Source organism: Megasphaera stantonii (genome assembly GCF_003367905.1).
GTDB lineage: Bacteria > Bacillota > Negativicutes > Veillonellales > Megasphaeraceae > Megasphaera > Megasphaera stantonii.
Window position 1 is genome coordinate 182,473 of the sequence record NZ_CP029462.1, and the last position, 25,565, is coordinate 208,037.

Annotated in this window: 21 protein-coding genes and 1 CRISPR repeat array; of the genes, 3 read left to right on the forward strand and 18 right to left on the reverse strand. The window is 51.8% G+C overall.

Translation table 11 applies throughout. The features are described from left to right. Positions 1-233: 233 nt before the first annotated feature. Positions 234-3,572: a type I-F CRISPR-associated helicase Cas3f gene (gene cas3f / locus DKB62_RS00840; RefSeq protein ID WP_107196815.1), complete on the reverse strand. Its 3,339-nt coding sequence runs from the start codon at positions 3,570-3,572 to the stop codon at positions 234-236. Next, positions 3,569-4,540 (reverse strand): type I-F CRISPR-associated endonuclease Cas1f, encoded by a 972-nt coding sequence (cas1f, locus tag DKB62_RS00845; RefSeq protein ID WP_107196814.1) that lies wholly within the window; start codon positions 4,538-4,540, stop codon positions 3,569-3,571. The genes cas3f and cas1f overlap by 4 nt, the downstream gene beginning before the upstream one ends. Positions 4,541-4,717: 177 nt before the next feature. Further along, a CRISPR array of direct repeats spans positions 4,718-5,080; the repeat unit is 32 nt; unit sequence ATTTCAATCCACACCCTCGCACGAGAAGTGAC. A 486-nt stretch (positions 5,081-5,566) separates the two neighbouring features. Here cas1f and DKB62_RS00850 point away from each other — a divergent pair. The 3 genes from DKB62_RS00850 to DKB62_RS00860 all read left to right on the forward strand — a co-directional run bounded on the left by DKB62_RS00850 (position 5,567) and on the right by DKB62_RS00860 (position 7,989). Then, positions 5,567-6,736 (forward strand): ISLre2 family transposase, encoded by a 1,170-nt coding sequence (locus tag DKB62_RS00850; RefSeq protein WP_240320121.1) that lies wholly within the window; start codon positions 5,567-5,569, stop codon positions 6,734-6,736. A gap of 145 nt (positions 6,737-6,881) precedes the next feature. Further along, positions 6,882-7,445 carry a flavodoxin family protein gene (locus DKB62_RS00855; RefSeq protein WP_095628916.1) on the forward strand — a complete coding sequence of 188 codons (564 nt, stop codon included), beginning with the start codon at positions 6,882-6,884 and terminating at the stop codon, positions 7,443-7,445. A gap of 163 nt (positions 7,446-7,608) precedes the next feature. Further along, positions 7,609-7,989: a PH domain-containing protein gene (locus tag DKB62_RS00860; RefSeq protein WP_107196130.1), complete on the forward strand. Its 381-nt coding sequence runs from the start codon at positions 7,609-7,611 to the stop codon at positions 7,987-7,989. Between the two features lie 52 nt (positions 7,990-8,041). On the opposite strand, the gene amrS is transcribed toward DKB62_RS00860, so the two are convergent. The 16 genes from amrS to glyQ all read right to left on the reverse strand — a co-directional run bounded on the left by amrS (position 8,042) and on the right by glyQ (position 25,410). Further along, complete coding sequence (gene amrS, locus DKB62_RS00865; RefSeq protein ID WP_107196129.1) at positions 8,042-8,908, reverse strand: AmmeMemoRadiSam system radical SAM enzyme; 867 nt, start codon at positions 8,906-8,908, stop codon at positions 8,042-8,044. Then, complete coding sequence (amrA, locus tag DKB62_RS00870) at positions 8,908-10,293, reverse strand: AmmeMemoRadiSam system protein A (RefSeq protein WP_107196128.1); 1,386 nt, start codon at positions 10,291-10,293, stop codon at positions 8,908-8,910. The genes amrS and amrA overlap by 1 nt, the downstream gene beginning before the upstream one ends. Positions 10,294-10,469: 176 nt before the next feature. Continuing rightward, positions 10,470-10,739, reverse strand: a complete 270-nt coding sequence (locus tag DKB62_RS00875) for a hypothetical protein (RefSeq protein ID WP_107196127.1) — start codon at positions 10,737-10,739, stop codon at positions 10,470-10,472. Next, complete coding sequence (locus DKB62_RS12905; protein WP_107196126.1) at positions 10,723-11,193, reverse strand: DUF1653 domain-containing protein; 471 nt, start codon at positions 11,191-11,193, stop codon at positions 10,723-10,725. Before DKB62_RS12905 ends, DKB62_RS00875 begins: the two co-directional genes overlap by 17 nt. Further along, on the reverse strand, positions 11,180-11,788 hold the full coding sequence (locus DKB62_RS00885) for a methyltransferase domain-containing protein (protein WP_107196132.1): 609 nt from the start codon (positions 11,786-11,788) through the stop codon (positions 11,180-11,182). The genes DKB62_RS12905 and DKB62_RS00885 overlap by 14 nt, the downstream gene beginning before the upstream one ends. A gap of 2 nt (positions 11,789-11,790) precedes the next feature. Beyond that, positions 11,791-12,201, reverse strand: coding sequence for a peptide deformylase (locus DKB62_RS00890; protein WP_107196125.1), 411 nt, complete (start codon positions 12,199-12,201; stop codon positions 11,791-11,793). A gap of 228 nt (positions 12,202-12,429) precedes the next feature. Further along, positions 12,430-12,873, reverse strand: a complete 444-nt coding sequence (locus tag DKB62_RS00895) for a hypothetical protein (RefSeq protein WP_107196124.1) — start codon at positions 12,871-12,873, stop codon at positions 12,430-12,432. A gap of 225 nt (positions 12,874-13,098) precedes the next feature. Then, entirely contained in the window at positions 13,099-15,099 is a 2,001-nt protein-coding gene (gene ligA / locus DKB62_RS00900; protein WP_107196123.1) for an NAD-dependent DNA ligase LigA, read from the reverse strand. 27 nt (positions 15,100-15,126) lie between these two features. Further along, positions 15,127-16,527, reverse strand: a complete 1,401-nt coding sequence (locus DKB62_RS00905) for a threonine/serine exporter family protein (protein ID WP_107196122.1) — start codon at positions 16,525-16,527, stop codon at positions 15,127-15,129. Between the two features lie 21 nt (positions 16,528-16,548). Next, positions 16,549-18,750 carry a DNA helicase PcrA gene (gene pcrA / locus DKB62_RS00910; RefSeq protein WP_107196121.1) on the reverse strand — a complete coding sequence of 734 codons (2,202 nt, stop codon included), beginning with the start codon at positions 18,748-18,750 and terminating at the stop codon, positions 16,549-16,551. 75 nt (positions 18,751-18,825) lie between these two features. Next, on the reverse strand, positions 18,826-20,097 hold the full coding sequence (locus DKB62_RS00915; protein WP_095628926.1) for a manganese-dependent inorganic pyrophosphatase: 1,272 nt from the start codon (positions 20,095-20,097) through the stop codon (positions 18,826-18,828). Positions 20,098-20,237: 140 nt separating this feature from the next. Next, a complete protein-coding gene (gene rplS, locus DKB62_RS00920) occupies positions 20,238-20,579 on the reverse strand; it encodes a 50S ribosomal protein L19 (protein WP_087477012.1) in 342 nt (113 codons plus the stop codon). Between the two features lie 145 nt (positions 20,580-20,724). Then, positions 20,725-21,651: a DMT family transporter gene (locus DKB62_RS00925; protein ID WP_087477013.1), complete on the reverse strand. Its 927-nt coding sequence runs from the start codon at positions 21,649-21,651 to the stop codon at positions 20,725-20,727. Positions 21,652-21,763: 112 nt separating this feature from the next. Then, the gene (locus tag DKB62_RS00930; RefSeq protein WP_095628928.1) at positions 21,764-22,327 is read right to left on the reverse strand and encodes a hypothetical protein; all 564 of its coding nucleotides are present in this window, start codon (positions 22,325-22,327) and stop codon (positions 21,764-21,766) included. A gap of 155 nt (positions 22,328-22,482) precedes the next feature. Next, a complete protein-coding gene (glyS, locus tag DKB62_RS00935) occupies positions 22,483-24,531 on the reverse strand; it encodes a glycine--tRNA ligase subunit beta (RefSeq protein ID WP_107196120.1) in 2,049 nt (682 codons plus the stop codon). After that, on the reverse strand, positions 24,532-25,410 hold the full coding sequence (gene glyQ, locus DKB62_RS00940) for a glycine--tRNA ligase subunit alpha (protein ID WP_107196119.1): 879 nt from the start codon (positions 25,408-25,410) through the stop codon (positions 24,532-24,534). It lies immediately after the preceding gene. Positions 25,411-25,565: the final 155 nt, after the last annotated feature.

The following is a 25,565-nucleotide window of genomic DNA, read 5'->3' on the forward strand; positions in this document are numbered from 1 at the left end:
CACCATTTACAGCTGCTCACATCCATAGAACAAATAGCTCGTCAAACTGCCTTTGCGGCAGATACTCATAAATTAAAAAAAAATTTTCTAAACTGCTTATCCAGCAGATATTCTCATTATACCATGGACATAAAAGCCTAACAATGCCGAGATTGCTAGCGCTGCCACCGATAAAGGTAATCTTTTATACGTCTTTGCCGGTCTGAAATAGTTTCATGCCTATAACTCTGTTTTCATCTCATCTTTTTGAATATGCCGAATTGATCGTCATAAAACCATGTTTCATCGCCGCTATCAACGGGTAAAGTAATTTCTCCGTATTTGTTAGATAGCGTCTCCAGCAGCTCTTCTTCCGGAAGGTCGTCGTCTTCTGGAATGCGGCGACAAAGCGCGTCTTCATATGTACGCGGCAGCCATATTCTTTCGGCCCCATATTCTATAGTATCTTGTTTAATATGCAGCGTATCTCCGCAGTCAATACATTCGCCGTCTTCATACATAGAAAAGTGAATCTTCCCGTCTCTATATACGCCTATAAGCTTCCTATCAGCCTGGCCCTCACGAAACCGGTTGAATGTCTGCGGCAGCGCCGTAAGCCACCAATACTCGTCAATCCAGCCGGACAGTCCCTGCGGCCCTGGCTCAGCACTGTTAAAATCTTCCATTGTCATATGTTCCAAGTCGATTAATAGGGAAACGTCTTTTTTATCGGTGCCATTCATGACAGGCTTTCGTATACGCAGTACGGCGTCGATTTTTTTATGAAAGGCTCCTTCATCTATAATATCATGCAGGTCGTGACTGCGGAGATGATACGGCTTGACTTCGTATCCCGGCTTTGTAAAGGCCTGCGGCTTACCCTGAAGAGCTTTTATATTGTACTGCATTACAGCAATATTCGGCTTTATAATATCCGCATACACCATGCGATGGCGCAGCACGCGCCCAGCCAGCTGAATAAAAGAACGATATGACGACGGCTCGACGACAGCCCAGTCAAAATCATGGTCCCGGCCAATTTCTTCTACAGGCGTTGCGACGACGATAAACAAGACGTTATCTTCCTCAACGCTATCTAAATGGCGGCGAATCACCGGGTCTCGTATATCTATCGGAACGGAGCTGTCGTACTTTCGTTTCAAGACGGCGTCTAAATATTTTTCCTGCTCATGGCGCATAATCAGAAGTTGCCGACTATGGTAGGTCATAATCCGAATAGCATATCCTTTCGGCAGCATGCATTCGCTGCTCAGCAAATACGAGCTGCACGCCACGCAGGGATTGATATTAGCCAGGCGGATAAGGCCAAAGGATACGCGTTTTTTCGTCCTTTTATCAATAATGTAATTATCATCATGCAGGGCAACTGCCGCCTTCTTGGCCGCCTCAAAAAATCGGGTAATCCGGCTTCCCCCTTCCGGAGCCTCTGGGATGTCAACGATTATGCCTTTTCGTTTGATGACTTGCTTTTCCAAATGCTGTACCCGTTTATCGACAAAAGCGCCATGCATTGCTTCATAAGCCTGAAAGTCACCCATAGCAATCCGGCCTGCTACGGTCTTAAACTCATCGCACAAGACGACGCCGCACTTCTTTGCTTCGGTAAAAAACTGATTATAGCAGGCTAAGCCGCGCATATACGCCCGGAACATACCCTGAGCCAAATCAGGCGGTATCGTCGCCGAAGATATGGCTACGCTCCGTCCCATCATTCCGGCTAAATGAACTAATCGTGAAATGGCAATTAAATCTTTTTTATCAAAATCATCAATTTCATCGATGACCAAGTCGGACGACATGAGGCGCAGCAACGGAAGCATATATTTTCCGCCGCGTATGGTCTCTGTCGCAGCCATCATATAATCTATCGTCGCAGTCAAGACGGGCTTATACAAAAAGGCCTTATACTTTTGCGGGTTATGCTGGAAAAATATGTCTAAAAACGCCGTCTGTTCTGCATTGCATGTATCTTCATAGTCCAATTCCTCCTGCAGCAGGGCTTCTGTTTCTCCTACAGATGACATATCCTCTTCAGCCATTTTATCTTGTTCATGGAGCGACTGGATGACGCTGGAGCCAATCATAACGGCTAATTCGCTTTTATCCAGCCCGATTCGGGTCCTATACTCGTCTCCCGTCTGCAGCGTAAGAGTCCGCAATCCAAGAGCCAAGACGTAGCGAAGAGATTTTCCATCTTCTGATACAGCATTCATGAGCTTAGCATTGGCAATCGTTTTCCCGCATCCCGTACTCGCCATATTTACGATGAAATAGGCCATCTTCCCTCGTTCTCTCTGCCGGAATTGCTTGATTTTTTCAACAGCTCCATCTTGCCAGCGGAAAGACCTGGGACTTTGCTTCTTCAGAAAGGCAATATCTTCTGCCTTTTCCATCCGGGCAGCAAAGTTCGGCAATTGATGAGCTATCTGCAAGGCCTGTTCCATAACGGAAACGACGTGCTCCTCCAAGGATTGTTTTAATCCTTTATTGCGATCCGTATTGGCCCATAACTCAACAGAGCTCCACGAATGCTTCTTTTTATACGTTGCTTTTCCTGTATCTTCACAAGGCAGTGAAGAAATGTAATGGTCAGAGAGCATCAGGCACAATCGGGCATAGGTGACTATGCTGCGAAAGGCCAGATCTCCCTCCCGAATCAGCGTACACAAAACACTTTCTTCGCGAAGCATCCTGGCAGCCCATTTTTTCAAAGCTTTTTGCCAAAGGAGCCCGTCATCCCACAACAATCCTTGCTGAAAGGAAAAGCACTGTTTTTCTCTTTTCCCTTCTTCTTCATCACTTTGCTGTCTGCTGTATCCCCAGGAAGCACGTATGCGCTCTATCATTTGCTGGAAGGAATACACGCCGTCGCTTTGGTACCCAGTTCTGTCATTCTCATCATCTATATATGGCAGCCGGTGATGAGATAGGATAATCCACGCCAGCATACTAGCAATAGGCGGCATAGAGCCTAACGTCTCCATATTCTTGCCTGCCAGCTCAGCCAATGCTTTCGTATTAATTGTTCCTTCTGCCAAGGCAGTCAACCATTTCTTATCGTCATCATATGCGTCCGTATACCGCACTAAGGCTTCCAGCAATTTGCAGGATACCCATTCATGGCGAAACGGATCGGCTTCCAGTTTTCCCTTTCCAGCTGTTTTTAACTTATGCTGAAACAAATCCGACGCCTTACCCCAGTCATGAAGCAGCGCTGCCAAGGCGGCAATCGCTTTAATCAGGGACAAATACTGCCAATCGTTTTCCCATTCACTGTGCACGATATTTTTTGACGTATAATGCACTGGCACAATTCCTTCTTCATTAAACTTGCTGCGCTTTCCTACGATCCATACCAGCTCGCTTCGGCTGCGAGAACGAATCCAATGACACGAAACAGCCGTACTCTTTGTCGCGCTGCGCCGCAACAGTGTCCTAACCGTCGCAAGCCCCTCTTCCGTAATGACCGTTTTCCAGGTATCCGTGCCGATTCGCAGGGCAAAGCTGTCTAAAATCCTTCTGACAACAGGAATGGATTTTCCTTCGCTTTTACTGACAAAAATTACCATCATACGACATCACCCCCACTGCGGGCAAACATTGTGCTGCACTCCTTGACCTGAGAAAACATAAAATCCAGCGCTTTGTGTTCTGTAAATTTCTGCAAGCAGACCTGCCTGAATTCCTGATCTGTCGTATTCCTTTCCGCACAAATAAAGGCCCAAGGCAGGACGATGGCATCCTTTATCAAATCGGCCACATCAAAAACCAGCGCGCCGCGCCGCGTTTTTCCATGCATGACAGCAAACCCATGAGGAATCCCCAATACCCATAAGGTACAGGCCGCCAGCCCATAGGCCAGATAATTGCCATGGTTCAAAAAGACATTTGCTTTGTCATCGCCTTGCTGCCGTCTTGTAAATTCTCCCCAGTCCGATTGTTTGGCCGCATACTTGTAAAGCTTTTTCGTAAATGCAGCTTCTTTCGTAAGCAGTTCCGTCACGTTTCCCGCCTTGGGAATCTCTTTTTCATAAGTCTTTAACGCTTGTTTTATTTCCAAATCGTCACAATCAAACAGTTCATCCTGCAGTTCCCTGTCCTTACCCCAAACAGTACGTAAAAACTGGCACCGTTCCTGTTGAAAGGCCTTAGCCGCCTCCAAGCGCTTCGCCTCGTCAAACCAAAAGGACAGCCATCCCTGCACATATACAGTCGGCCTGTATTCGCTCTGCGGATTCAGCCATTCTATTTCCGAACCGGCAAACAAAGGCGTACTGCCTCCTCCACAGAACCCAACCAGAACGCCGGCACTGGCCAATAACCGCATAGCCGCCTGCGTAATAGACGTACCTGTTCCCAATAAAATTACCGTCGTATTGGCAATCGGGATGTTCCAGTACAAATTTTCCTTTTCCGTCTCTGTCAAATAGACAATACGGCCGTTCTTCTGCATGACACGGCATTTCTCCAGATAGAAGACATTGGCTCGCTTGGAATGAAGAATCGTTTTTAAATCGGAAGACGTTAGGTTCTGTTTCATAGGGCATCTCATCCTTTGCAGAGATATTCTTTAAGGCAAGGTGTTGCTATTTTATTTATTAGTACTGTTATTCGTCAAGAAGCCTCTCAATTACGAAACATGTTGCGGGGCTTCTTGACTGGTCAAAATGCTTGCAGAATTCATATTGAATAAACCTAGTATTGTCAGTGTTTAAACATTTCAATCCGCACTCCCGTACGAGAAGTGACGAAACCTGACAGCAGTCGTCATGCACAGCGCGACATTTCAATCCGCACTCTCGCACGAGAAGTGACTGTAACGGCCAATCCGTTTGACAGCCCGCAGGAAATTTCAATCCGCACCCTCGCACGAGAAGTGACGGAACGTGGTATCCGCTTTCTGAAAGACGAAATCATTTCAATCCACACCCTCACACGAGAAGTGACACGACGGCGACCGCATTGCACAGATTAAACTTGTATTTCAATCCACACCCTCGCACGAGAAGTGACGTAAATGAGTTTAGATAGTCTGATGACGGGCTTCGATTTCAATCCACACCCTCGCACGAGAAGTGACTGCTACATTTAGTATACTACAAAAACAACCTCAGCAAATATAGGCATCAATAACTGTATTTAGTAATTTATACCACTTTTTTGCATCACCAAACAGCATCGTTCCATATATGTCAGTGCGGAACCAAAGGGAAAATGCCGCATACTTCTGGTTCGCACAAGCGGCCTTATGATGTTTTCCTCTATCCGTATGGCTATCTTTATTATACCAGATGAATCCTTTCTACCGTTCATCTCATTATGATCGACATTGTCCCACATCTCGCTAAATCCGACAGCATTTTATCCTCCCCCATTTCCCCGCGTCTCGGCCAGTTAGTGTAAAATAATTGTGGGAAAACTTTACTGCACAAAAGTGAAGAACATATAAAAAGAGAAGGAACTTCTTTGGTATAATGAAATCACCACAATCTCACGCAAAGGAGTCCTTCTCATGAACATTATACAACAGATTCTTTCTCTCAGTACAGACTTTTTCAACACAAATATGGAATCGTTAGTAACGGGCCAGGCGTCCCTGACCGACGTGACGCTGGCTGTACAAGAGTTTGTGCAGAACCTAGGGCGGGAGGTGTTGTCGGCAATGTTAGAACAGGCCGATGAAGCCATCTATGAAACGGTGAAGCCGCAACGTACCTATCAGATCAAAGAAACAGCCCGTTCGCGTACCTTGGTAACCACGTTTGGAGAAATCACCTTTCACCGCCGGTATTACCGACAGAAAGACACGGGCCGCTACACCTATCTGCTGGACGAATGGTGCCAGCTACCGGCGTACAGCCGGATCGAGGCTTCCTGTCAGGCCCGAATGGCAGAACATGCCAAGGATATGAGTTATGCGAAAGCAGCCCAAGTAGCCACTCCGGTCCCGGTAAGCAAACAGAGCGTGCGGAACGTCTTATGCCGGTTGGGGACGATCCCCAATACGGCGGCTCCCCTGCCGGAACGGAGGCCGAAGGTATCCGAACTGTTCATCGAAGCCGACGAAGACCATGTGGCTATGCAGCAGGGAAACAGCCGGCAGCTGCGGCTGGCCTATGTATATGAAGGGAAAGTAGCGGAGGGAAAAAAACGGAGAACACTGACAGCCAAACGGGTGTTTACGGGATATGGGATGCCTTGGAAGGAAATCAAGGAATATATCCAAACCGTATACGACAGTCCAGAGATTACGATTCTGGGAGACGGGGCGGCGTGGATACAGAGCGCGACGTCGTACCTGGAAAAGAGCCGCTGCGTCACGGACGGATTTCATGTTGTCAAATACTTGCGGCAGATAGCGGGGACGGAAACGATCCAACCTCTGTATGACGCCTTGCTGGCCAATGACCGGGAGCAATTCTGCCGGGAAGCTGAACAGAAGATACGGCACCGTCCGTATCGGAGAAAAGCGATTCGAAGAGGTCAGCAATATATCCTGAACCATTGGGAAGGGATTCGGGACTGGCTGCAGAACCGGGAGACATTCGCCAGCAGTACGGAAGGGCATGTCAGTCATATCCTGTCGGCCCGGCTGAGCTCACGTGGAATGGGCTGGAGCAAAGACGGGGCGGAACGGATTGCCCGATTGCGGACGCTGGCAGAAAACGGCGGCGACGTGTGGCGCTATGCCTTAGATTGCCTGACGAAGAAACACTCCGAATACATTAGATACTAAAAGGCCGGATTTACATGCCAAGATGTTTCTGTCAAATATATACCCACAACAACTTGACACTGTCCTCTCGGCCAAACGAATTTGACATTTTGTTCTTTCCGTGCTATAGTGCAAATTAAGTATTCGTATAGAGGAGGTATATTTCATGAAAGTTGTGTTATTAAACGGCAGCCGCCGTGAAGCGGGCTGCACGTATACAGCCTTATCCGTCGTCGCCGATGTCCTGAAGGAAAACGGCGTCGACGCAGAAATTATTCATGCCGTACCGACAGACGATGTCGTCAAAGCCGTTGCTGAAAAAGTTAAGGAAGCCGACGGATTAGTCGTCGGTTCGCCCGTGTATTGGGCTTCTCCGTCGGGAGAAATTATTTCCTTTATGGATAAGCTGGCCGGCGCGGCTGGTTCTGCTCTGATCCACAAACCGGCTGCCGCTGTCGCATCGGCTCGCCGGGCTGGCACGACAGCTACGCTGGACGTACTGAATAAGTACTTCGCCTATCATCAGATGCCTATCGTTTCGTCCAACTACTGGAACGTCGTCCACGGCAACACGCCTGACGAAGTGAAGCAGGATGCCGAAGGCATGCAGATCATGCGCGTCTTAGGCCGCAACATGGCTTGGCTCCTCAAATGCATCGAAGCCGGCAAAACCGCCGGCATTACAGCTCCTGAAACAGAAGCTAAGGTCATGACCAATTTCATTCGGTAAATTGCCCGCAAAAAAGACTGGCTTGCTCTGCGCAGGTCAGTCTTTTATCGTATAACCGATATGCATTTAGTCTCCTCTTACCCATTGACAGGCCTATTTACCATGCCGTACCATAAGCATATACTGTTTCGTTTTGTCATATCATGTCAAAGGAGGATGTATCATGGGATTTTTTAGTGAAATGCTGGGCAATGCGTCGGAAATAAACATTGATGAAATCCGCGAGGACTATGCCAAGTTTTTGGCGCCGGGCGAGCGCATTGAGCACGCCTACCGGCTGATTCGCGATTTGTTCATCTTTACGGATAAGCGGCTCATTCTTGTCGACGTGCAGGGATTGACCGGAAAAAAGACGGAATACCTCTCGATTCCCTATAAGAGTATTACTCACTTTAGTATCGAGACAGCCGGCCACTTCGATTTAGACGCCGAGCTGAAAATCTGGATTTCCGGCATGGGCACGGAGCCGTTGTGCAAGCGGTTCAACAAGAGCCTGAACATCTATGCGCTGCAACAACTGCTGGCGCAATACATTTTAATCTGATACGTGCAAAGAGGCCTGATCGCAGCAGGCCTCTGTTTCCTATGGGCGCATTTCAGCAATTTCCCGTATACACATGGGACAAATACGTTCCGGCAATATCCCTCAGGCGATATACGGTTTCTACCTTCGTCGGCCCCCGGTCGGTCATGCGGTACTGCGGGAAAAAGCGGGTAACGTGAAGGGGAATAGCCGCGTCCAGCGACGCAATCCACTTCGCTTCGGCTTCCATTTCGTCTTCGCCGTCGTTTTCACCGGGAACGATCAGCGTCGTCAGCTCAACGTGGTAGTCCCGGGCCGCTCTGGCGATAAACGCCTTGACCGTTTCCAGATTTCCGCCCAGCTTCTGGTAATACTCGTCGGTAAATCCCTTCAAGTCGATGTTCATAGCGTCTATATAGGGCAGCAGCTCTTCCAGTATGAGCAGTTCGGCAAAACCATTAGTCACCATGACGTTCTTCATGCCCCGCTCATGAACCAGCCGCGCCGTGTTGCGGACAAATTCATAGCCTACGAGAGGCTCGTTGTACGTAAAGGCGATACCCATATTTCCGTGGCTTCGGTACGCCTCGGCCAAGGCCGCCAGCTGTACCGGCGTAATCTCCCGCCAGGGAACGTCGGCCTGGCCGGCCATGGAGATTTCGTGGTTTTGGCAAAACGGGCAGGATAAATTGCAGCCGAAGGTGCCGACGGAAAGGATCATGCTGCCGGGATAAAACCGGCGCAAGGGCTTCTTCTCGATGGGATCCAGCATAAGAGACGTAATCTTGCCGTAATTGACGCTGACAATACGGTTTTGTTCTCTCTTCCGGGCCCGGCAGCGGCCGTACTGGCCTTCGGCCAACGTGCAGTGATGGGGACAGACGGGACAGCGAAGCAGGCCTTCTACCTGCGTTCTTTGGGACAGCGTAGTGTTCGTCATCAATAGTGTCTCACCACCTCAAACCGTTCCAGCTGTACGTCCTCGTCGGCGGCGATGCCGGCTTTGTGCTTGGCAATAGCTACCTGTTCCTGTACGGTATTAACGCCCTCCAGATTGGGCAGGAGCAATCCTCTCCGGCTGCCTCTGGTCACGATGACGCCGTACCGCCGTACGTCCAGTTCTTCTTCTGATGCGATGATTTCAGCTGGGCTAAGCACGTCGACGCTGTATTCCAGCCGCTCTAATTCATCTTCCCTTACAGCATGAAACCGCGGGTCCTTCGTCGACGCGCTGACGGCATTTTCGATGATTTCCTCAGCGATGCTGTTTCGTACCGGCCCAATCGTGCCGATACAGCCCCGCAGAGCACCTTCTTCCTTCAGGGAAACAAATACGCCGGCCCGGTTGGCATACATTTCGTCGGGAAGTCCGTCAGGCACGCTGATTTTTTTGCCCGTCCGGATGTACGTTTCTATGGTCTGCCGAGCCAAGCGCACGTACGCATCTTCCGCCTCTTTCCGCCGGGCAGCCTGCGCGCAGACTCGTTCTTCATACTGGCGCAGGAAATCGCGCTGCGGCGCAGCCCCTTCCGCTTCATATACGCAGACGCCATATCCCACGCCGAAAGGCCCTTCATAAGACAGGCTTTCGGCTTTGACAGCCAGACAATCTAAGGCGCCGGCCATGATGACAAAGGAACGCTGGCCGCATTCCGCTGCTTTGGCGCAAAAATCCTCAGACAAATCGAAAAGACGGCCAAAGTCGCCTGCCCCCATGATGTCCATGACTTTTTCGTCGTATACGGGCCCTTCTGCCTGAAAACCGTACGGGCCGTCGTCTTTGAGCTTATGGGATAAATCGCCGCTGGCGATGACCGCAATGCGCCGCTCTAATAGCTCCGCCGTTTTTTGAATGCACTGGCCCAGCTTATAGTGCTGGGAAAAAGGCAGGCCCGACAGACCGATGCGCACCGTTTGGTACCCTTCGTAATACTGATTCAGGAACCAAAGGGGAATCATCGTCCCGTGATCCAGACTGCTGTCCCGTTCGCCAAGGGTACCGGCCGAAACGCCGCAGCCTGCTGCTTTATGGGACAGCATATCGACAAATTCTGTATCATACTGCACCTTGATTTCTACCTGCGGTGCCCGGAAGGCCCCGAAATTCCCTTGAGCCCCGCGGCCCGGCGAAATATGAAAATAATCGGCATACATGACCGAATGAGGCGACAGGACGACGACCGTATCGGGCTTCCACGATGCCAGCCTCTTGGCCGCTTCATGATATGCCTGTATCGTCGCCTGAATGCCCCGTTCCTGTCCTCGCCCGACCTCTGGAATAATGAGGGGCGGATGGGGAACCATGATTGCACCTAACATTGCCATACTACATCCCTCCCTGCAACATGTACTCGTCACCATGTCTTGCCGTATACAATCGTCATATGCAGCAAGACTTTTTTTATTTTATTATAATCCACAACACGGGCAGCCTACAACTGCTGTCCGACTGCAGCGTAAAAAAGAGCCTGCGTTTCCACAAGCTCTCTCTGTCGGTTTTCTTATAAACCATTCGTATACACATCGTTAATGACTGCCTGCGCCCGTTCCGTTTCCTTCTTCCGAATCAGACGGTCCCTATCGCTGACAATAGCCAGCATCTCGTCGACGACCATTTCCAGACTCGGCTCGCTGACCCGATATAAATAACCAATCATCTGCATCGCCGTAAAATCCGTGTTCAGCGTATGATAGGCAATTTCCTGACAAAAGGGCTGGGGATATCCCTTGCTCAGCAGGAGCTCGTATAATTCATCAGTCTTCGTCGCCATGAGCCGCCACCACTTTCTCAAAACGGTATTTCTGCGACGCTGCGGGATACTTGTCATGATCTACTTCGCTCATAAACATGGCGTACGGCCGGGCGCATATCTTAAAGGGCGCATATAAGGCCTGATACACGACGAGCCGCTCGCCCGTCTCCGTATGTTGGGCAAAAGCCAGTACCTTGTACAAATATTCCGACGTGTCAGCCGGTACCCATTCCCTCTTGAAATGGCGCACGATGTCGCCGGCGCAGATATCCCGTACGGGCACATCCTCTTCCGGCGTCTCTGGCTCTGTCGCAACCTCTATGTAGTCGCCGCGGCGCAGAGAAACGGTTTTGCCTGAGGCAGTGACAATCGTCACGCCTTCGTCCCCCGCAGCGGCAATGTCAAAGACGTCACCAAAGGCATAGCCGGCATCTGTATCTATATGTTTCTGTATAATTTTAATCTTCCCCATAATCCATTCCTTTCAATGCAAATATAACAATCCGCTCCCGCTCGTTATTTCCTTCCAAGTCACGACAATCGATTTCATCGAATACCGTCAGTTCGTCAGAAGCCAGCAAATAGGCCATATACTCATCGGAGGGGTAATAGAAAAACAACAGTATGTCCCGCGGCGCGGCATAATACGACGCCAGAATGCGGCTCATGGCTTTCTGCAGTATTTGCAGGGAAAAGGGATTGAAAAAGTAAATGCGGTCTACTGTCTCCGGCACGGCAAAGTGCTCGGCATTAGCCAGCAAGAAGGATACTCGTCCCGAAGCAGTTCCTGACGTTAGGTTCTCTATCGCCTTTTCGTAAATCCGCTCGTCGTACTCAACGCCAACAGAGTGGCAGCGCGTCTGCCAAGACAGAAAGAAATCGACGCGCCCCTTGCCGCATCCGTAATCGAGAAGGGTATTGCCCTTGCGTATGTAACCGGCATTAGCCAGCCGCTCCAGCACCGAATAGGGCGTCGGCTCATAAGGGTAGCGGTACACGTCGGCGTGGGTATCGTCCCGCCCCGTCGTCTTAATCTGCAATATTTTATCCCATTCGCTATCGGTCATCGTCAAATCAATATCCCTTCCAAGTGGTCCAGTTCGTGCTGGCAAATCTGAGCCGGCAGGCCGCGCAGTTTCTGCCGCCGCTTCTTCCAGCTCATATCGTAAAATTCCACTTCGATATACTCATACCGCGTCGTCTTGCGGACGCCGTCCAACGACAGACACCCTTCTTCCGCCTCATAGGGTCCTTCCTTCTTCAGCACGACGGGATTAAACATGACGATATCAGCCGCGCCCATATGAACGACGATGACGGCTTTCCGCACGCCGATCATATTCGCCGCCATGCCTACGCACCGATCGCAATTCGCCTGCAGCGTATCCAATAAATCCCGGCCAACAGCCATATCGGCTTTAACAGCCCGTTCAGCCTTTTGTCCTAAAAAGAATATATCTCTTACGATTGGTTTAATCATAGTCAAGTTCCTCTAATTCTTTTAATTTTTTATTATCATGGGCCGCTGATTACAAATTTTACAGCTTGCGGCTCAGCATTTCGTACCTCTGTCAAAGCTTTATAAAAGGCCAGATAAAAATCTGTAATAATCCCAATATGTTGGATCAAAAACTCACATTGAATATCATAACTGCTTTTATATAATTTATCAAATAAAATGCCCCTATTATCCGATATGTCATATAATTCAATTACCCGCAATTGGTTCAGAATAGTATCTTCGTACGTATTTTTCAGGATGACATATCAGATTTTTATATACTTCATACACATTTCTCAAGAAATCATCTATAACGGCAACTGGATAGATATTCTCTCCCCAATGTTCAAACTCACCCTGGCGGCTTGCTGTATCATATGCTTCATTTTCATTTTTCACATTGAATGTACCAAATATCCATTCAAGTAAAGCCCCAGAACGATCTTCTTCGACGCTAATTGCGCAATTTGGTTTTCTGTACCAATACTCCCACGGCCTACGGTATTGACCTTCTATGTTTTCATCAATACAAATTCCATATTGTGTGTTCCCACCGCCCATCGTTCCTTGCTTTATAAACAAGCGCGTAAATTTATCCTGTATGTTGTAAATATTTTCATTATATACATAACGTAAGAATTCATGTCCCATGAAGGCTTCACCCCTTACTGATATATATTATTTATATCATATACATTGATAAACAAGTGCTTATGCTTTATTTATAATTCAATAAACTTCTTCATATGATTAATATACCATTAGTTATATTTTAGTCAATCACGATTTACTAAACCATAAACTACTTAACATTTCACAGCGCACAAAGAAAACAGCCCCCATACTATAGGGGCTGCGTTCTTTTACTGATATATTCTATTCTCTAAACAGCCAGTCCTGGAATTCTTCTTCGGTGATAATATGAGTTCCTAACTGACGGGCTTTTTCGTATTTGCTGCCGGGATCGGCGCCGATGACGACGAGGGTCGTCTTTTTCGTAACCGACGAGGTACATTTGCCGCCGCGGGATTCTACGGCTTGTTCCGCTTCCTTCCGGGTCATGGTCTGGAGCTTACCGGTCAGGACGACGATTTCTCCGTCGAAGGATGTGTTGATGAGCTGGCGTTTTTCCGCGGTCATGTCAACGCCGTACGACGCAAGCTTGCCTACGAGGCTGCGGTTCTTTTCATCACCAAAATAAGCGACGACGCTTTCGGCAATGCGCGGGCCGATTTCATCGATAGCCGTCAAGTCGTCTGCCGACGCGGCCATGAGAGCCTCGACGGAACCGAAGCATTCGGCCAGAATACGGCCGGCTTTGGCGCCGACGAAGCGGATGCCCAGAGCGAAGAGGACGCGGGCCAAGCCGACGGATTTGCTGGCTTCAATGGCTTTAAGCAGGTTGTCTGCAGATTTTTCACCGAAGCCTTCGAGCTCGACGAGGTCTTCTTTTTTCAGCGTGTAGATGTCGGACACGTCGTGAATCAAGTGGTTCTGCAGCAGCTGCTGCACGATGGCGTCGCCCAAGCCGTCGATGTTCATGGCGTTGCGCGACACGAAGTGAGCGATTTTCTCACCGACGACAGCCGGGCAATCGGGATTGATGCAGCGCGTCGCCGCTTCCCCCTCCTTGCGCACGACGGGACCGCCGCAGCTCGGACAGGTGCTGGGCATGACGAATTCCCGTTCGGAGCCGTCCCGTTCCGATACGACGGCCCGTACGACTTCGGGAATGATTTCGCCGGCCTTCTGGATAATGACCGTATCGCCGATGCGGATGTCCTTTTCCTTGATATAGTCCTCGTTATGCAGCGTCGCCCTCTTGACCGTCGTGCCGGCTAAATGAACGGGCTGGAGATCTGCCGCCGGCGTCAGGACGCCTGTACGGCCGAGGGAAACGGAAATTCCCAGCACCTTGGTCTTCGCCTGTTCCGGCGGGAATTTATAGGCGATGGCCCAGCGGGGAATCTTGACGGTATTTCCCAGCCGCTCCTGCTGGGAAAAGGAGTTTACCTTGACGACCATGCCGTCCGTCGCGTAAGGCAAGGTATCGCGCTTTTCATCCCAGCTGTGAATATAGGCGATGACTTCTTCCATGGTTTTGCATTTGCAGTATTCCGGATTGACCTGGAAGCGGAAGGCCTTTAGGTCTGCAAGCAGCTCTTCCTGGCTGTGGATTTCCACGCCGACGTTGCCGCCCAGGGCATAGGCGAAGAACGCCAGCTTGCGCTGAGCCGTAATGCGCGGATCGAGCTGGCGCAGCGAGCCGGCCGCGGCGTTGCGGGGATTGGCAAAGGGCTCCAGCTCGTCGTCGCGGCGCTGGGCATTGAGCTGAGCGAAGGACTCGATGGGCATGTACACTTCGCCGCGGATTTCAATATGAGGCGAATCGTTGTCGATGCGCAGCGGAATCGTCCGGATGGTACGGACGTTGTTCGTAATGTCTTCGCCGACCCGTCCGTCGCCGCGGGTGACGCCGCGGACAAACTGGCCGTACTCGTAAATGAGGTTGACTGCCAGCCCGTCGATTTTCAGCTCGACGACGTATTCCAGCGCTTCGCCGCCTAAATCATTGCGGACGCGCTGGTCGAATTCCATGAGCTCGGCGTCGTTGAACACGTCGCCTAAGCTGAGCATGGGCTGGTCATGCGTGTATTTTTCAAAGCCGCCGGAAATCTTCGATCCGACGCGCTGTGTCGGCGAATCGGGCGTCACCCATTCGGGATGGGCCTTTTCAATCGTTTCCAATTCGCGGTACATCATGTCGTACTCGTAGTCCGTTACGGTCGGTTTGTCCAGTGTATAATACTGATAGCTCAGTTCATCAATTATGTGACGCAGCTCTAAGAGACGTGCTTTTTGCTTTACATCATCCATACGTGCCTCCTGTAAAAATATGCGCAGCTATTTCAAGTTGCTGGCCTGGTCTATATCCGTTTCGATTTCAAAGGCGCTGTCCTCACCAGAACGGGCGACGGCCAGCAGATGGCAGAGACGCTGGTGCTTCGACCGCTCGATAAACTGATGGGCGATCATGTCGGGAATCGTAGCGCCCAAGGCGATAGCCAGGATAATCATAAAGGCCTGAACGCCGCTTTGTATGGCCGTGAGCAGCCCCTGCGGGTCCAGGGAGGGAATATAAAAAATGCCGATGAGCAGGCGGTACATGAGGACGCCTGGAATCATGGGAATGACGGCAGGGACGGTTACGACGGACCGGGGAGCGCGAAGGCGACCGGCAAGCTTAAAGCCGACGACGCTGACGAGGGCCGCCCCCCAAAAGGAGGCCCAAGCCATAGGAACGTCAAAGCCAATCGCCAGGATATTCCGCGTGCCGACGGCCATGACGGCGCCGATGCCGGCGACGGGCAGCAGGCGCGGCGGGATATTGAAGATAACGGAAAACCCCATGGCCGCCAGCGCTGCGGCGATAGCTTGAGAGCCATAGATGCTGTCAGGTACGATGTCGTACGTCGAATAGGCCGGAATCTGACACAGGCTGATGGCCCCGACGATGCCGAAGGTCATGGCCAGGACGACGAGCATCGTGTTCATGGCCCGGGTCATGCCCGATACGATGTAGTTGTTCATGAGGTCGTCAAAGGAGTTGATGAGCGGCACGCCCGGCACGAGAAACAGCATGCAGGCAATCATGGGAAACCATGGCGTTGCCGATCCCGGCAGTACCTGCGTCCAATAGGCCGCAGCCGTCGCGATACAGGCCGACGCGGCGATGCTGATGTAGGGGTTGACGCCGAAGCGGTTGCAGCCGTGGCGCACCCAAAAGCCGATGCAGGCCGCCAGGGCCGTATAGACAAAGGCAACCCAGTCACAGCCGAATAATTTGCAGAACCCGCCGCAGGCAATGCCCGCCGCCAACGACGTCGCCCACTGGGGATAATGGCGGCACATACTTTTTTCCTTCATGCCTTCCAGGTCGGCCTTAAAGGTCCCCGTTTCATATTTCTGTTCCAAGGCCCGCCAGGACAGCTGGCTGACGTCGGCAATCGTCGTCATGTTGATGCCGTGAATGCGGCATTTCCGAAACACTGTATAGGATTTCTTCTCGCCGTCGTAATTGGCCATAATCGTCGTATAGGTCATGTGGAAGTTCAAATGCTTCCAATGCAGCCCTAAATAGGCCGCCGCCCGCAGCATGTCCCTGACGATGCTCTTTGAATCGCCGCCGCTCTCCATGAGCAGCTGGCCGATATCCAGCACCATTTCCATTTTATCCTTAATCGTAGCTTGTCTGGCCGAACAAATGTCGATAGACGACATGGCCGTTTCCAAGCCCTTGGTCATAGTCTGTCTCCTCGCTTCCTGCTAGGCCTTTTCCAGCGGCGCGTACTTGACGACGACCTGCCGGACGCCTTTCGTCGGAAATTGTATCTTCATCTGCATGTTCTGCCCTTCGCCGATGACTTCCAGGACGGTGCCGATGCCCCAAATCTTATGGCGCACCTTATCTCCGGCGGCAAAGGACGTGTCGACGGCATGCTTTTTCGGCAGCGTCGTCGCCACGGGCTTGGACAGAATCGATACGCGCTGCCGTCCCGGCACGGACGGCGACTGCTGGGGCATGGCCGTCTTGCGGCGGAATTCTTCTATGAGCTCCGCCGGGATTTCGGTTAAGAAACGGCTGGGCAAATACGCCGATATGCGGCCGTACATCGTCCGCGTCGAAGCGTTGGTCACGTACAGCTGCCGTTCGGCCCGCGTAATGCCGACGTAAGCTAGGCGGCGCTCTTCTTCCACCTGCGACGAATCCATGAGGGTGCGGCTGTGCGGGAACAGTCCTTCATCGAGGCCAACGAGAAAGACGACGGGGAATTCCAGCCCCTTTGCGGCATGCAGCGTCATGAGCGTCACCTTGGACTCGCTGCCCTCAAATTCGTCGACGTCGCTGACCAAGGCGATATTTTCCAGAAAATCCTGCAAATTCCCCTGGGGATTGGAATCCATGTAATCCTTGGCGACGGAAAGGAACTCGCCGACATTTTCTTTGCGGCTTTCGCCCTGCACGTCGTGCTCGGCGTCCTTATCGAGCATGGCCCCGTAACCGGACTGCTTGATGGTCTCTTCGATAAGGGTCTGTACGTCCCATTCGTCGACGTGGTTGAGCAGCTCGAAGATCATGATAGAAAACTCTTCCAGCGACGCCCTGGCCCGCTTCGTAATGGCCGGAATATCGTCTGTCGAAGACAAGGCTTCAAAGAGGGAAATGCCGTTCTGCTCGGCGTAGTCGGCCAGATGCTCTATCGTCGTCGCGCCGATGTTTCGCTTCGGCACGTTGATAACCCGCATGAGGCTCAGGCTGTCTTCAGGATTATACAGCAGGCGCAGGTAGGCGATGACATCCTTGATTTCCTTGCGGTCGTAGAACTTCGTCCCGCCGACCATCGTGTAAGGAATGGCGTAGCGCATGAGCTTTTCTTCCAGCACGCGGGACTGGGAGTTGGTACGGAATAAAATCGCCATGTCGCCGTAGGGCTCGTTTCCGATTTCGTGGCGGTTATAAATGACGCCGGCGACGTAATCGGCTTCGTCGTGCTCCGTCTGGGCATGGTAGTGAATAATTTTATTGCCTGCCGGATTTTCCGTCCACAAGACCTTCTTCGGCCGGCTTTCGTTGTTGTCGATGACGGCGTTGGCGGCGTTCAAAATAGTCTTCGTCGAGCGATAGTTCTGCTCCAGCTTGATAGACGCCGCGTCGGGATAATCGCGCGTAAAGTCGATGATATTGCGGATGTCCGCGCCGCGCCAGGCGTAAATGCTTTGGTCCGCGTCGCCGACGACGCAGATGTTGCGCCATTTCTGGGCCAGCAACTTCGTCAGCGTGTACTGGGCGTGGTTCGTATCCTGGTATTCGTCGACGAGGATATACTGAAAGCGGTTCTGGTATTTTTCCCGCACGTCTTCGCATTCCTGCAGCAGGCGCACGGCCAGGCGCAGCAGGTCGTCGAAATCCATGGCGTTGTTTTCCTTCAGCTTCTTTTCATACAGCGTATATACCTCGGCGACTTTCTGGGCGTAGAAATCATCGGCCCGGCCGGTAAATTCATAGGCGTCCATCAGGGCGTTCTTCGCCGACGAAATCGTCCCCAGGACGGACCGGGGCGGAAACTGCTTGTCGTCCAGATTGACCTGCTTCAGGCAGTCCTTAATGAGCGTCATCTGGTCCGTCGTATCGTAAATCGTAAAATTGCGGGTATAGCCGAAGCGGCCGTCGATTTCAAAGCGCAGCAATTTAGCGCAGAACGAATGGAAGGTGCTGATCCACATGCTTTCAGCCCGCGGGCCGACCAGCTTTTCCACTCGTTCCCGCATTTCCTTGGCCGCCTTATTGGTGAAGGTAATCGCCAGGATGGCATAAGGCGACACGCCCTTCTCCAGCAGGTAGGCAATGCGGCAGGTCAGTACCTTCGTCTTCCCCGACCCGGCGCCGGCCGTGATGAGCAGCGGCCCTTCGGTCAGCTGCACCGCTTCGAGCTGCCGGTCGTTCAATGTATCTAAAATAGGATTCATACAAACTCCTTTGCCATAATCAGTAAAAAAGCCTCACCGGGAAGATGAGGCTTTGGTTCATATACGGGTAAAGGCTTATTTCAGAGCTGCCAAAATCTGCGGGACGATCTGCTTCTTACGGCTCATAACGCCGGGCAGGTATACTTCCTTGTCGAGAACGTCCTTGGCAAAGGCCTTGCCTACGACGGCGTCCATGTTGCCGGCGAAAATGAGGTTCGTCGATTCGTCGATAATACTTGTAATCATGAGGAACGAAGCGGCGTAGTTTTTAGCCGAACGCATTTTTTCCAGGGCGTTGAGGAGGACCTGCTTCTGTTCAAGCAAATCCGTCGTATCCATGACCTGTACCTGGGAAATCGTAAAGGTTACGCTGCCGTCGGAGAATTCCTTCATGTCGTTCTGAGCGATCTGATCCGGCGTCAAATCGGATACGTTGGCGCCGGCTTTCAGCATGTCCATGCCGTAAGCCTGCAGGTCTACGCCGGCAATAGCGGCTAGCTTTTCAGCCGTTTCCCGATCCTGCTGGGTGCAGGTCGGCGAGCGGAACAATACGGTGTCGGAAATAACGGCCGACAGGAGCAGGCCGGCGATTTCCTTCGGAATGGCGATGTTTGCCTGTTCGTACAGGGACGTTACGATCGTAGCCGTGCAGCCGACGGGCTGGAACAAAATGAAAATCGGGCCTTCCGTCGCCAAGGTGCCGCCGATGCGGTGATGGTCTACAACGCTGATGATTTCAGCTTCGTCGATGCCGTCGATGATCTGCTTCTTTTCGTTGTGGTCGACGAGCATGACTTTTCTCTTTTCTACGGCGGCTACGCAGTCTGCGCAGACCATGCCGACGTACTTGCCGTCGTCGACGACGACGTAGCGGCCTTCAGCCGGAACGTCATGGCCGTTGTCCGACGTGCTGAATATCGTAGCGGCGTCCTGCACCAGGCTCTTTACCGTGCTCAGTTCTTCGCCCAATACAGTCTTGACGAATTCGCCGGCTAAGCTGGACTTATACAATACGCCGACAAAATTGCCGTTTTCCGCAACAGGCGCTACGTCGCTGTCGTGATCGGCAAACCATTTCGCCGCGTCCTTCAGGCTGGCGCTGTACGGCAGAGCTTCGACGTCCTTGCGGACCGCTTCGCCGACCTTTACGTAAAAATCTTTGACCAGGGGCTGCGCTTCTACGTGGAAGTAATCCAGGGCGTAAGCCGTTTCTTTATTGATGTCACCGGCGCGGACAGCGACTGCGTCGACGCCTTTTAATTGCTGTAATTTTGCAAATGCAATGGAAGAACAAATCGAATCCGTATCCGGATTTTTATGTCCTGTAACAAAAATCTGTTTTGCCACAATACATCACCTCATTCATAATTATGACTTTCATTAGATTGGCACTCAATATATTATATCATATGCCGGACGCGGTATCTAGTAAAAAAACAAGGACTGGAATATATCCAATCCTTGTTTTATGTGTTCTTGCTTGGGAATTACCGACGTTCGCGAATACGGGCAGCTTTGCCTGTCAGACCGCGGAGGTAGTTCAGTTTTGCACGGCGAACGATACCGCGGCGAACGACTTCGATTTTAGCCAGACGCGGGGAATGTACCAGGAAAGTACGTTCTACGCCTACGCCATAGGAAATGCGGCGAACGGTGAAGGTTTCGCGGACACCGCCGTTCTGACGGCCGATGACGACGCCTTCAAAAATCTGGATACGTTCGCGGTTACCTTCGACAACCTTTACATGAACCTTGACGGTGTCGCCAGGGCGGAATGCAGGAATGTCGCTGCGAAGCTGTTCTTGTTCAAGTACGCTGATAATATTCATCTTTTTTTCCTCCTATAAGACATTCGTGTTCCCCGTTGCCGCCCAACACACGACAATCGTAAAACGAACAGAGGACTGCCTAAATTAACGAAAACAATTATAGCATGTTACGCAGGGTATTTCAAGAAAGGCCTTTGATTTTCCGCTATTCTGATTTCGCATGTACATGTTCTATTTTATCATGGGCCGCCCGGCCTAATTTCCCCTCCGACAAGGCCAGCCCCAGCAAGGTCAGGGCCGTGCCGGCAACGGTCATCGTCGTAACCGGTTCCCGGAGGACGACAGCCGACGTGGCCACCGTGACGACGGGCAGCAAATAAATGTAGACGCTGGTCTTCACAGCTCCCAAGATCGCCACGGCGCTGCTCCAGGTAACGAAGCACAAAGCCGACGCCCCCAGCCCCAGGAACAAGAGGTTGAAAATGACGATCCCGTCGGCAAAGCGGGCCGGCGCCCATTGAAAGTCAAAGAGATATAAGGCCGGAATCATCCACAAGATGCCGTAGAAAAAAGTCCGCCGCGTCGTCAAGAGGACGGGATAGTCAAAACGGCTGATCTTCTTAATTAAAATGGAATAGCAGGCCCATACGACGGCCGCCAGCACGGCCAGCATGTCGCCCAGCGGGTTGAGCTCCATCGCCGAGCCGTTGAAGCTGATCAGGCAGATACCGGCGATGGCCAGAAAAAATCCAATGAAAAACTGCGGCGTCAGGGGCTTCTCCGATTTGATGAATACAGCCGCCAGCATGGCCGTAAAAAAGGGCGATACGGAACAAATGACGCCGACGTTCGACGCCATCGTATAGGTCAGGGCGATGTTTTCCAATAAATAATACAAACAGATTCCCGTAAATCCCGCGGCGGCAAAGGTCGCCTCTTCCCGCCATCCCGACATGTGAAACCACCGGGGACAGCAGCACCACAGCACGGTATAGGCCATGACAAAGCGGAAGAATAAAATTTCTACAGGCTGAAAATCAGCCAGCAGGACCTTCGTCGATATAAAGGTAGTCCCCCAAATAAATACGGTCAGCAGCGCCGCTATATGGCCTTTTGTCGCAGAATGTGCCACGTCCAGTCTCCTCTCTTCTTCCCTTGCAGGCGCGCAAAAAAGTGCAGGCGCACAAAAAAGGGCACGCCCTCTTCTGTTTCAGGCATGCCCGTTTACGCGCTTCCGCGCCCTGTTACATCTTTACGCCGTTCGGCACAAAGCTGCGCGTCATGTGGGAAATGATCTTGTCGTATTTATCTTTCTTTTCTGTCGGATATACGACGGAAAAGGCCGTGTAGGTCTGATTCTTTTCGTTTAAGAACAATTCATGATAATACGATTTCGCGCCGTCCGTCCAGGCGATGGCATAGCTGTTTTTCGTGCGCACGTTCATGGTCAGCTCAGGCGAGCCGTTGACGCCGATATCCATGTTGCATAATTCGTCGATGGAGAAATTCAGGGCATTTTTCGCCGCGTAAGTCATAAACAAGGCGTCGTCCTTCGGATCCTGGAAATAGCAGCCGTCGCCGCCTTCGTTCATATCGGCCTGGGTAGCCGATTTCGGGATATCGACGACGTAGCCGTACATGCTGTTGTAATATTGATAGTAGTCGCCGTCTTTGGCTTTATATACTAATACTTCCGCATAGCTGTCTCTATTTGAGCTCTTAATCGTCATGGTGTCGGCGGCAAACGACGTCGAACCGGCCACGCATGCGATACCCGCCAGTACTAAGGCGATTTTTTTCATATTCATAAGCAGTCACTCCTTTACGCCAAGCTTATTTTCATAAGGCAATAGCAGATGCGGGAATAGACCGCACCTGCTATGTATTATATCACATATAAATTTTAAAACACAAGGAAGGACGCTCGTCCATGCCTAATTGTAAAGAAGCTGTGACAATAGCCTTACGACAGCTTCTTGATGTCGCCGATGGGGCTGATGAGGCTGTACGTCAAGGTCAGCAGGTGGATGCGGTTTTCCTTTACGGCCGCATTTTCATGCATGACGAGGACGTTGTCGAGGAAATCGTTGATAGCGCCGATGCCTTCGGACAGGATATCAGCCGCAGCGGCGTAATCGTAAACGGCGTACGCCTGGGCCAATCCCGATTCCATAGCCTGGCAGGCGGCGTACAGCGCCTTTTCTTCGTCCGTTTCAAACAAGGAAGCGTCGACAGTCGTGTCTTCCGCATCCTTGATCATGTTGCCTACGCGGGTAAAGGCCTGGAGCAGTTCCGTCTTGCCCATGAGGTCGGCGTCGATGAGGGCCTGGGCGCGGCGGGCGGCCTTGGCAGCGTTGAGCGTATCGTCGCTGAGGACACAGTCGATGATATGGTAATCCACACCCTTGTCCTGGAAGATGTTTTTCAGGCGCAGGACGAAGTAATCGTTGAGCTGGCCCATGACTTCCATCTGTTTGTCCTTATCCACCTGGAGAAGGTCGAGGACGAAGGCGAATACTTCATGGCAGTTCAGGTTCCAGCCGGCATCCATGAGGATGTTCAGGACGCCGATAGTCTGACGGCGCAGCGCGAAGGGGTCCTGGGAGCCCGTCGGGATGAAGCCCCGGCTGAACATGCCCGTAATGGTGTCGAATTTATCAGCCAGGCCGAGGACCTTGCCCATATCAGTCTGCGGCAGTTCGTCGCCGGCAAAGCGCGGCTGATACTGTTCCGTAAGGGCTTCGGCGACGTCTTCTCCTTCGCCGTCGATCATGGCGTATTCCTTGCCCATGACGCCCTGCAATTCCGTAAATTCCATGACCATCTGCGTAGCCAGGTCGGCCTTAGCCAGCAGGGACGCCCGCTTCAAGGCTTCGTCGGACAAGCCGAGATCTAATTTCTGATTGAGGAACACCGTGATCTGTTCCAGGCGCAGGGCCTTATCGTACAGCGTGCCGAGGCCGTCCTGGAAGACGATTTTCTTCAATTTTTCTACGTAATCGACGAGCTTATGCTTCTTGTCTTCTTCAAAGAAGAACTTGGCGTCGTCAAGGCGGGCCCGGAGTACCCGTTCGTTGCCGTGCTGCACCGTTTCCAGATGGTAGTCGTCGCCGTTGCGAACCGTCAGGAACAGGTTCATGAGCTTGCCATCCTTGTCGCGCATGGGGAAATACCGCTGGTGGTCCTTCATCGGCGTGATGATCGCCGCTTCGGGCAGCTTCAGGTAGTCTTCGTCAAATTCGCCGCACAAGGCCGTCGGGTATTCGACGAGGAAAATGACTTCTTCCAGCAGGTCGTCGTCCATGATGATCGTGCCGCCTTTTTCATCGGCCAGCTTCTGCAGCCCTGCTAAGATCAGTTCTTTTCGTTCTTCCGGGTCGACGATGATGAAATGTTCCTTCGCCGTGCGTTCATAGGCGGCCATAGAAGGAATTTCGAAATCGCCTGTGCCGAGGAAGCGGTGGCCGCGGCTTATCCGGCCGGATTTGACGCCGGCTAATTCAAAGGGAACGACGTCGTCGCCGAAGAGGGCCACAAGCCAGCGGATCGGGCGGACAAAATGGAAATCCAGAGAGCCCCAGTGCATGCTCTTGGGGAAGCCCAATCCCGTAATAATGCCGGTCAAAATATCAGGCAAGAGGCCCGCCGTTTCCGCGCCGATGCTGGTAACGTTGGCGTAGACGTAGCCGTCTTCTACGACCAGGTCTTCTACGGCGATTTTCTGGCCCCGGGCAAAGCCCATGGCGGCCTTCGTCGGATTGCCGTCGCTGTCGTAAGCGATTTTGACGGACGGCCCTTTGTTCTTAGACGAAATATCGGCCTGCTTTTCCGCGACGCCCTTGACGAGGAGGGCTACGCGGCGCGGCGTTCCGACGGCGCGGATAGTTTCATAGGCGATGTTCGCTTTATTCAATTTATCAGCAGCCAGCTGCTGTACCTGCGAGAGGACGCTCGGCATATAATGAGCCGGGATTTCTTCGGTGCCGATTTCAAGTAATACGTCTTTGCTCATTTAGTTTTCCTCCTTTTTCAACATGGGGAAGCCCAGTTTTTCCCGCTGTTCCAAATAGGCCTTGGCGCAGGCCCGGGCCATGTTGCGGACCCGGCCGATGAAGGCGGCCCGTTCGCTGACGCTGATAGCGCCGCGGGCGTCGAGCAGGTTAAACGTATGGGAACATTTCAGCACGTAGTCGTAAGCCGGGATGACGAAGCCGGCTTTAATGACCCGCATAGCTTCTTTTTCATACTGGTCAAAGAGGTGGAACAGCAAATCGGAGTCGCTCAATTCAAAGGAATACGTCGACTGTTCCACTTCGTTCTGATGGAAAATATCGCCGTACGTCACGTCGTCGTTCCATTTCAAGTCGTAGACGTTTTCTACGCCCTGAATGTACATGGCCAGACGTTCCATGCCGTATGTAATTTCCGACGAAACGGGAGCGACGTCGATGCCGCCTACCTGCTGGAAGTACGTAAACTGCGTGATTTCCATGCCGTCGAGCCAGACTTCCCAGCCGAGGCCCCAGGCGCCTAAGGTCGGCGATTCCCAGTTGTCTTCGACAAAGCGGATATCGTGTTCCTTCGGGTTGATGCCCAAGGTTTCCAGGCTCTTTAAATACAGCTCCTGGATGTTGTCCGGCGAAGGCTTGCAGATGACCTGGAACTGATGGTGCTGGTACAAGCGGTTCGGGTTGTCGCCGTAGCGGCCGTCGGCAGGACGGCGGGACGGTTCTACGTAGGCGACGTGCCACGGTTCGGGACCGAGCGTCCGCAGAAACGTAGCCGGATTCATGGTGCCTGCCCCTTTTTCTAAATCATAGGGTTCATAAATGATGCAGCCTTGGGAGGACCAAAATTCTTTCAAAGCAGAAATCATATCCTGAAAATTCATTCGTTTTCCCTCCTAATAATACAAAAAGTCCCTGTAACATCGTGAAATGTTACAGGGACGAGTATCCATTACCCGCGGTTCCACCCTGGTTGGTCGAAAGACCCGCTTCATTTGCCGGCCATACGCATCACCTAGCGGTGACTTCCTGCCGCGGC

Coding starts and splice junctions, on each gene's coding strand:
- cas3f (WP_107196815.1), bottom strand. CDS start 3,572: ATGATGGTAATTTTTGTCAGTAAAAGCGAAGGAAAATCCATTCCTGTT.
- cas1f (WP_107196814.1), bottom strand. CDS start 4,540: ATGAAACAGAACCTAACGTCTTCCGATTTAAAAACGATTCTTCATTCC.
- DKB62_RS00850 (WP_240320121.1), top strand. CDS start 5,567: ATGGAATCGTTAGTAACGGGCCAGGCGTCCCTGACCGACGTGACGCTG.
- DKB62_RS00855 (WP_095628916.1), top strand. CDS start 6,882: ATGAAAGTTGTGTTATTAAACGGCAGCCGCCGTGAAGCGGGCTGCACG.
- DKB62_RS00860 (WP_107196130.1), top strand. CDS start 7,609: ATGGGATTTTTTAGTGAAATGCTGGGCAATGCGTCGGAAATAAACATT.
- amrS (WP_107196129.1), bottom strand. CDS start 8,908: ATGACGAACACTACGCTGTCCCAAAGAACGCAGGTAGAAGGCCTGCTT.
- amrA (WP_107196128.1), bottom strand. CDS start 10,293: ATGGCAATGTTAGGTGCAATCATGGTTCCCCATCCGCCCCTCATTATT.
- DKB62_RS00875 (WP_107196127.1), bottom strand. CDS start 10,739: ATGGCGACGAAGACTGATGAATTATACGAGCTCCTGCTGAGCAAGGGA.
- DKB62_RS12905 (WP_107196126.1), bottom strand. CDS start 11,193: ATGGGGAAGATTAAAATTATACAGAAACATATAGATACAGATGCCGGC.
- DKB62_RS00885 (WP_107196132.1), bottom strand. CDS start 11,788: ATGACCGATAGCGAATGGGATAAAATATTGCAGATTAAGACGACGGGG.
- DKB62_RS00890 (WP_107196125.1), bottom strand. CDS start 12,201: ATGATTAAACCAATCGTAAGAGATATATTCTTTTTAGGACAAAAGGCT.
- DKB62_RS00895 (WP_107196124.1), bottom strand. CDS start 12,873: ATGGGACATGAATTCTTACGTTATGTATATAATGAAAATATTTACAAC.
- ligA (WP_107196123.1), bottom strand. CDS start 15,099: ATGGATGATGTAAAGCAAAAAGCACGTCTCTTAGAGCTGCGTCACATA.
- DKB62_RS00905 (WP_107196122.1), bottom strand. CDS start 16,527: ATGACCAAGGGCTTGGAAACGGCCATGTCGTCTATCGACATTTGTTCG.
- pcrA (WP_107196121.1), bottom strand. CDS start 18,750: ATGAATCCTATTTTAGATACATTGAACGACCGGCAGCTCGAAGCGGTG.
- rplS (WP_087477012.1), bottom strand. CDS start 20,579: ATGAATATTATCAGCGTACTTGAACAAGAACAGCTTCGCAGCGACATT.
- DKB62_RS00930 (WP_095628928.1), bottom strand. CDS start 22,327: ATGAATATGAAAAAAATCGCCTTAGTACTGGCGGGTATCGCATGCGTG.
- glyS (WP_107196120.1), bottom strand. CDS start 24,531: ATGAGCAAAGACGTATTACTTGAAATCGGCACCGAAGAAATCCCGGCT.
- glyQ (WP_107196119.1), bottom strand. CDS start 25,410: ATGAATTTTCAGGATATGATTTCTGCTTTGAAAGAATTTTGGTCCTCC.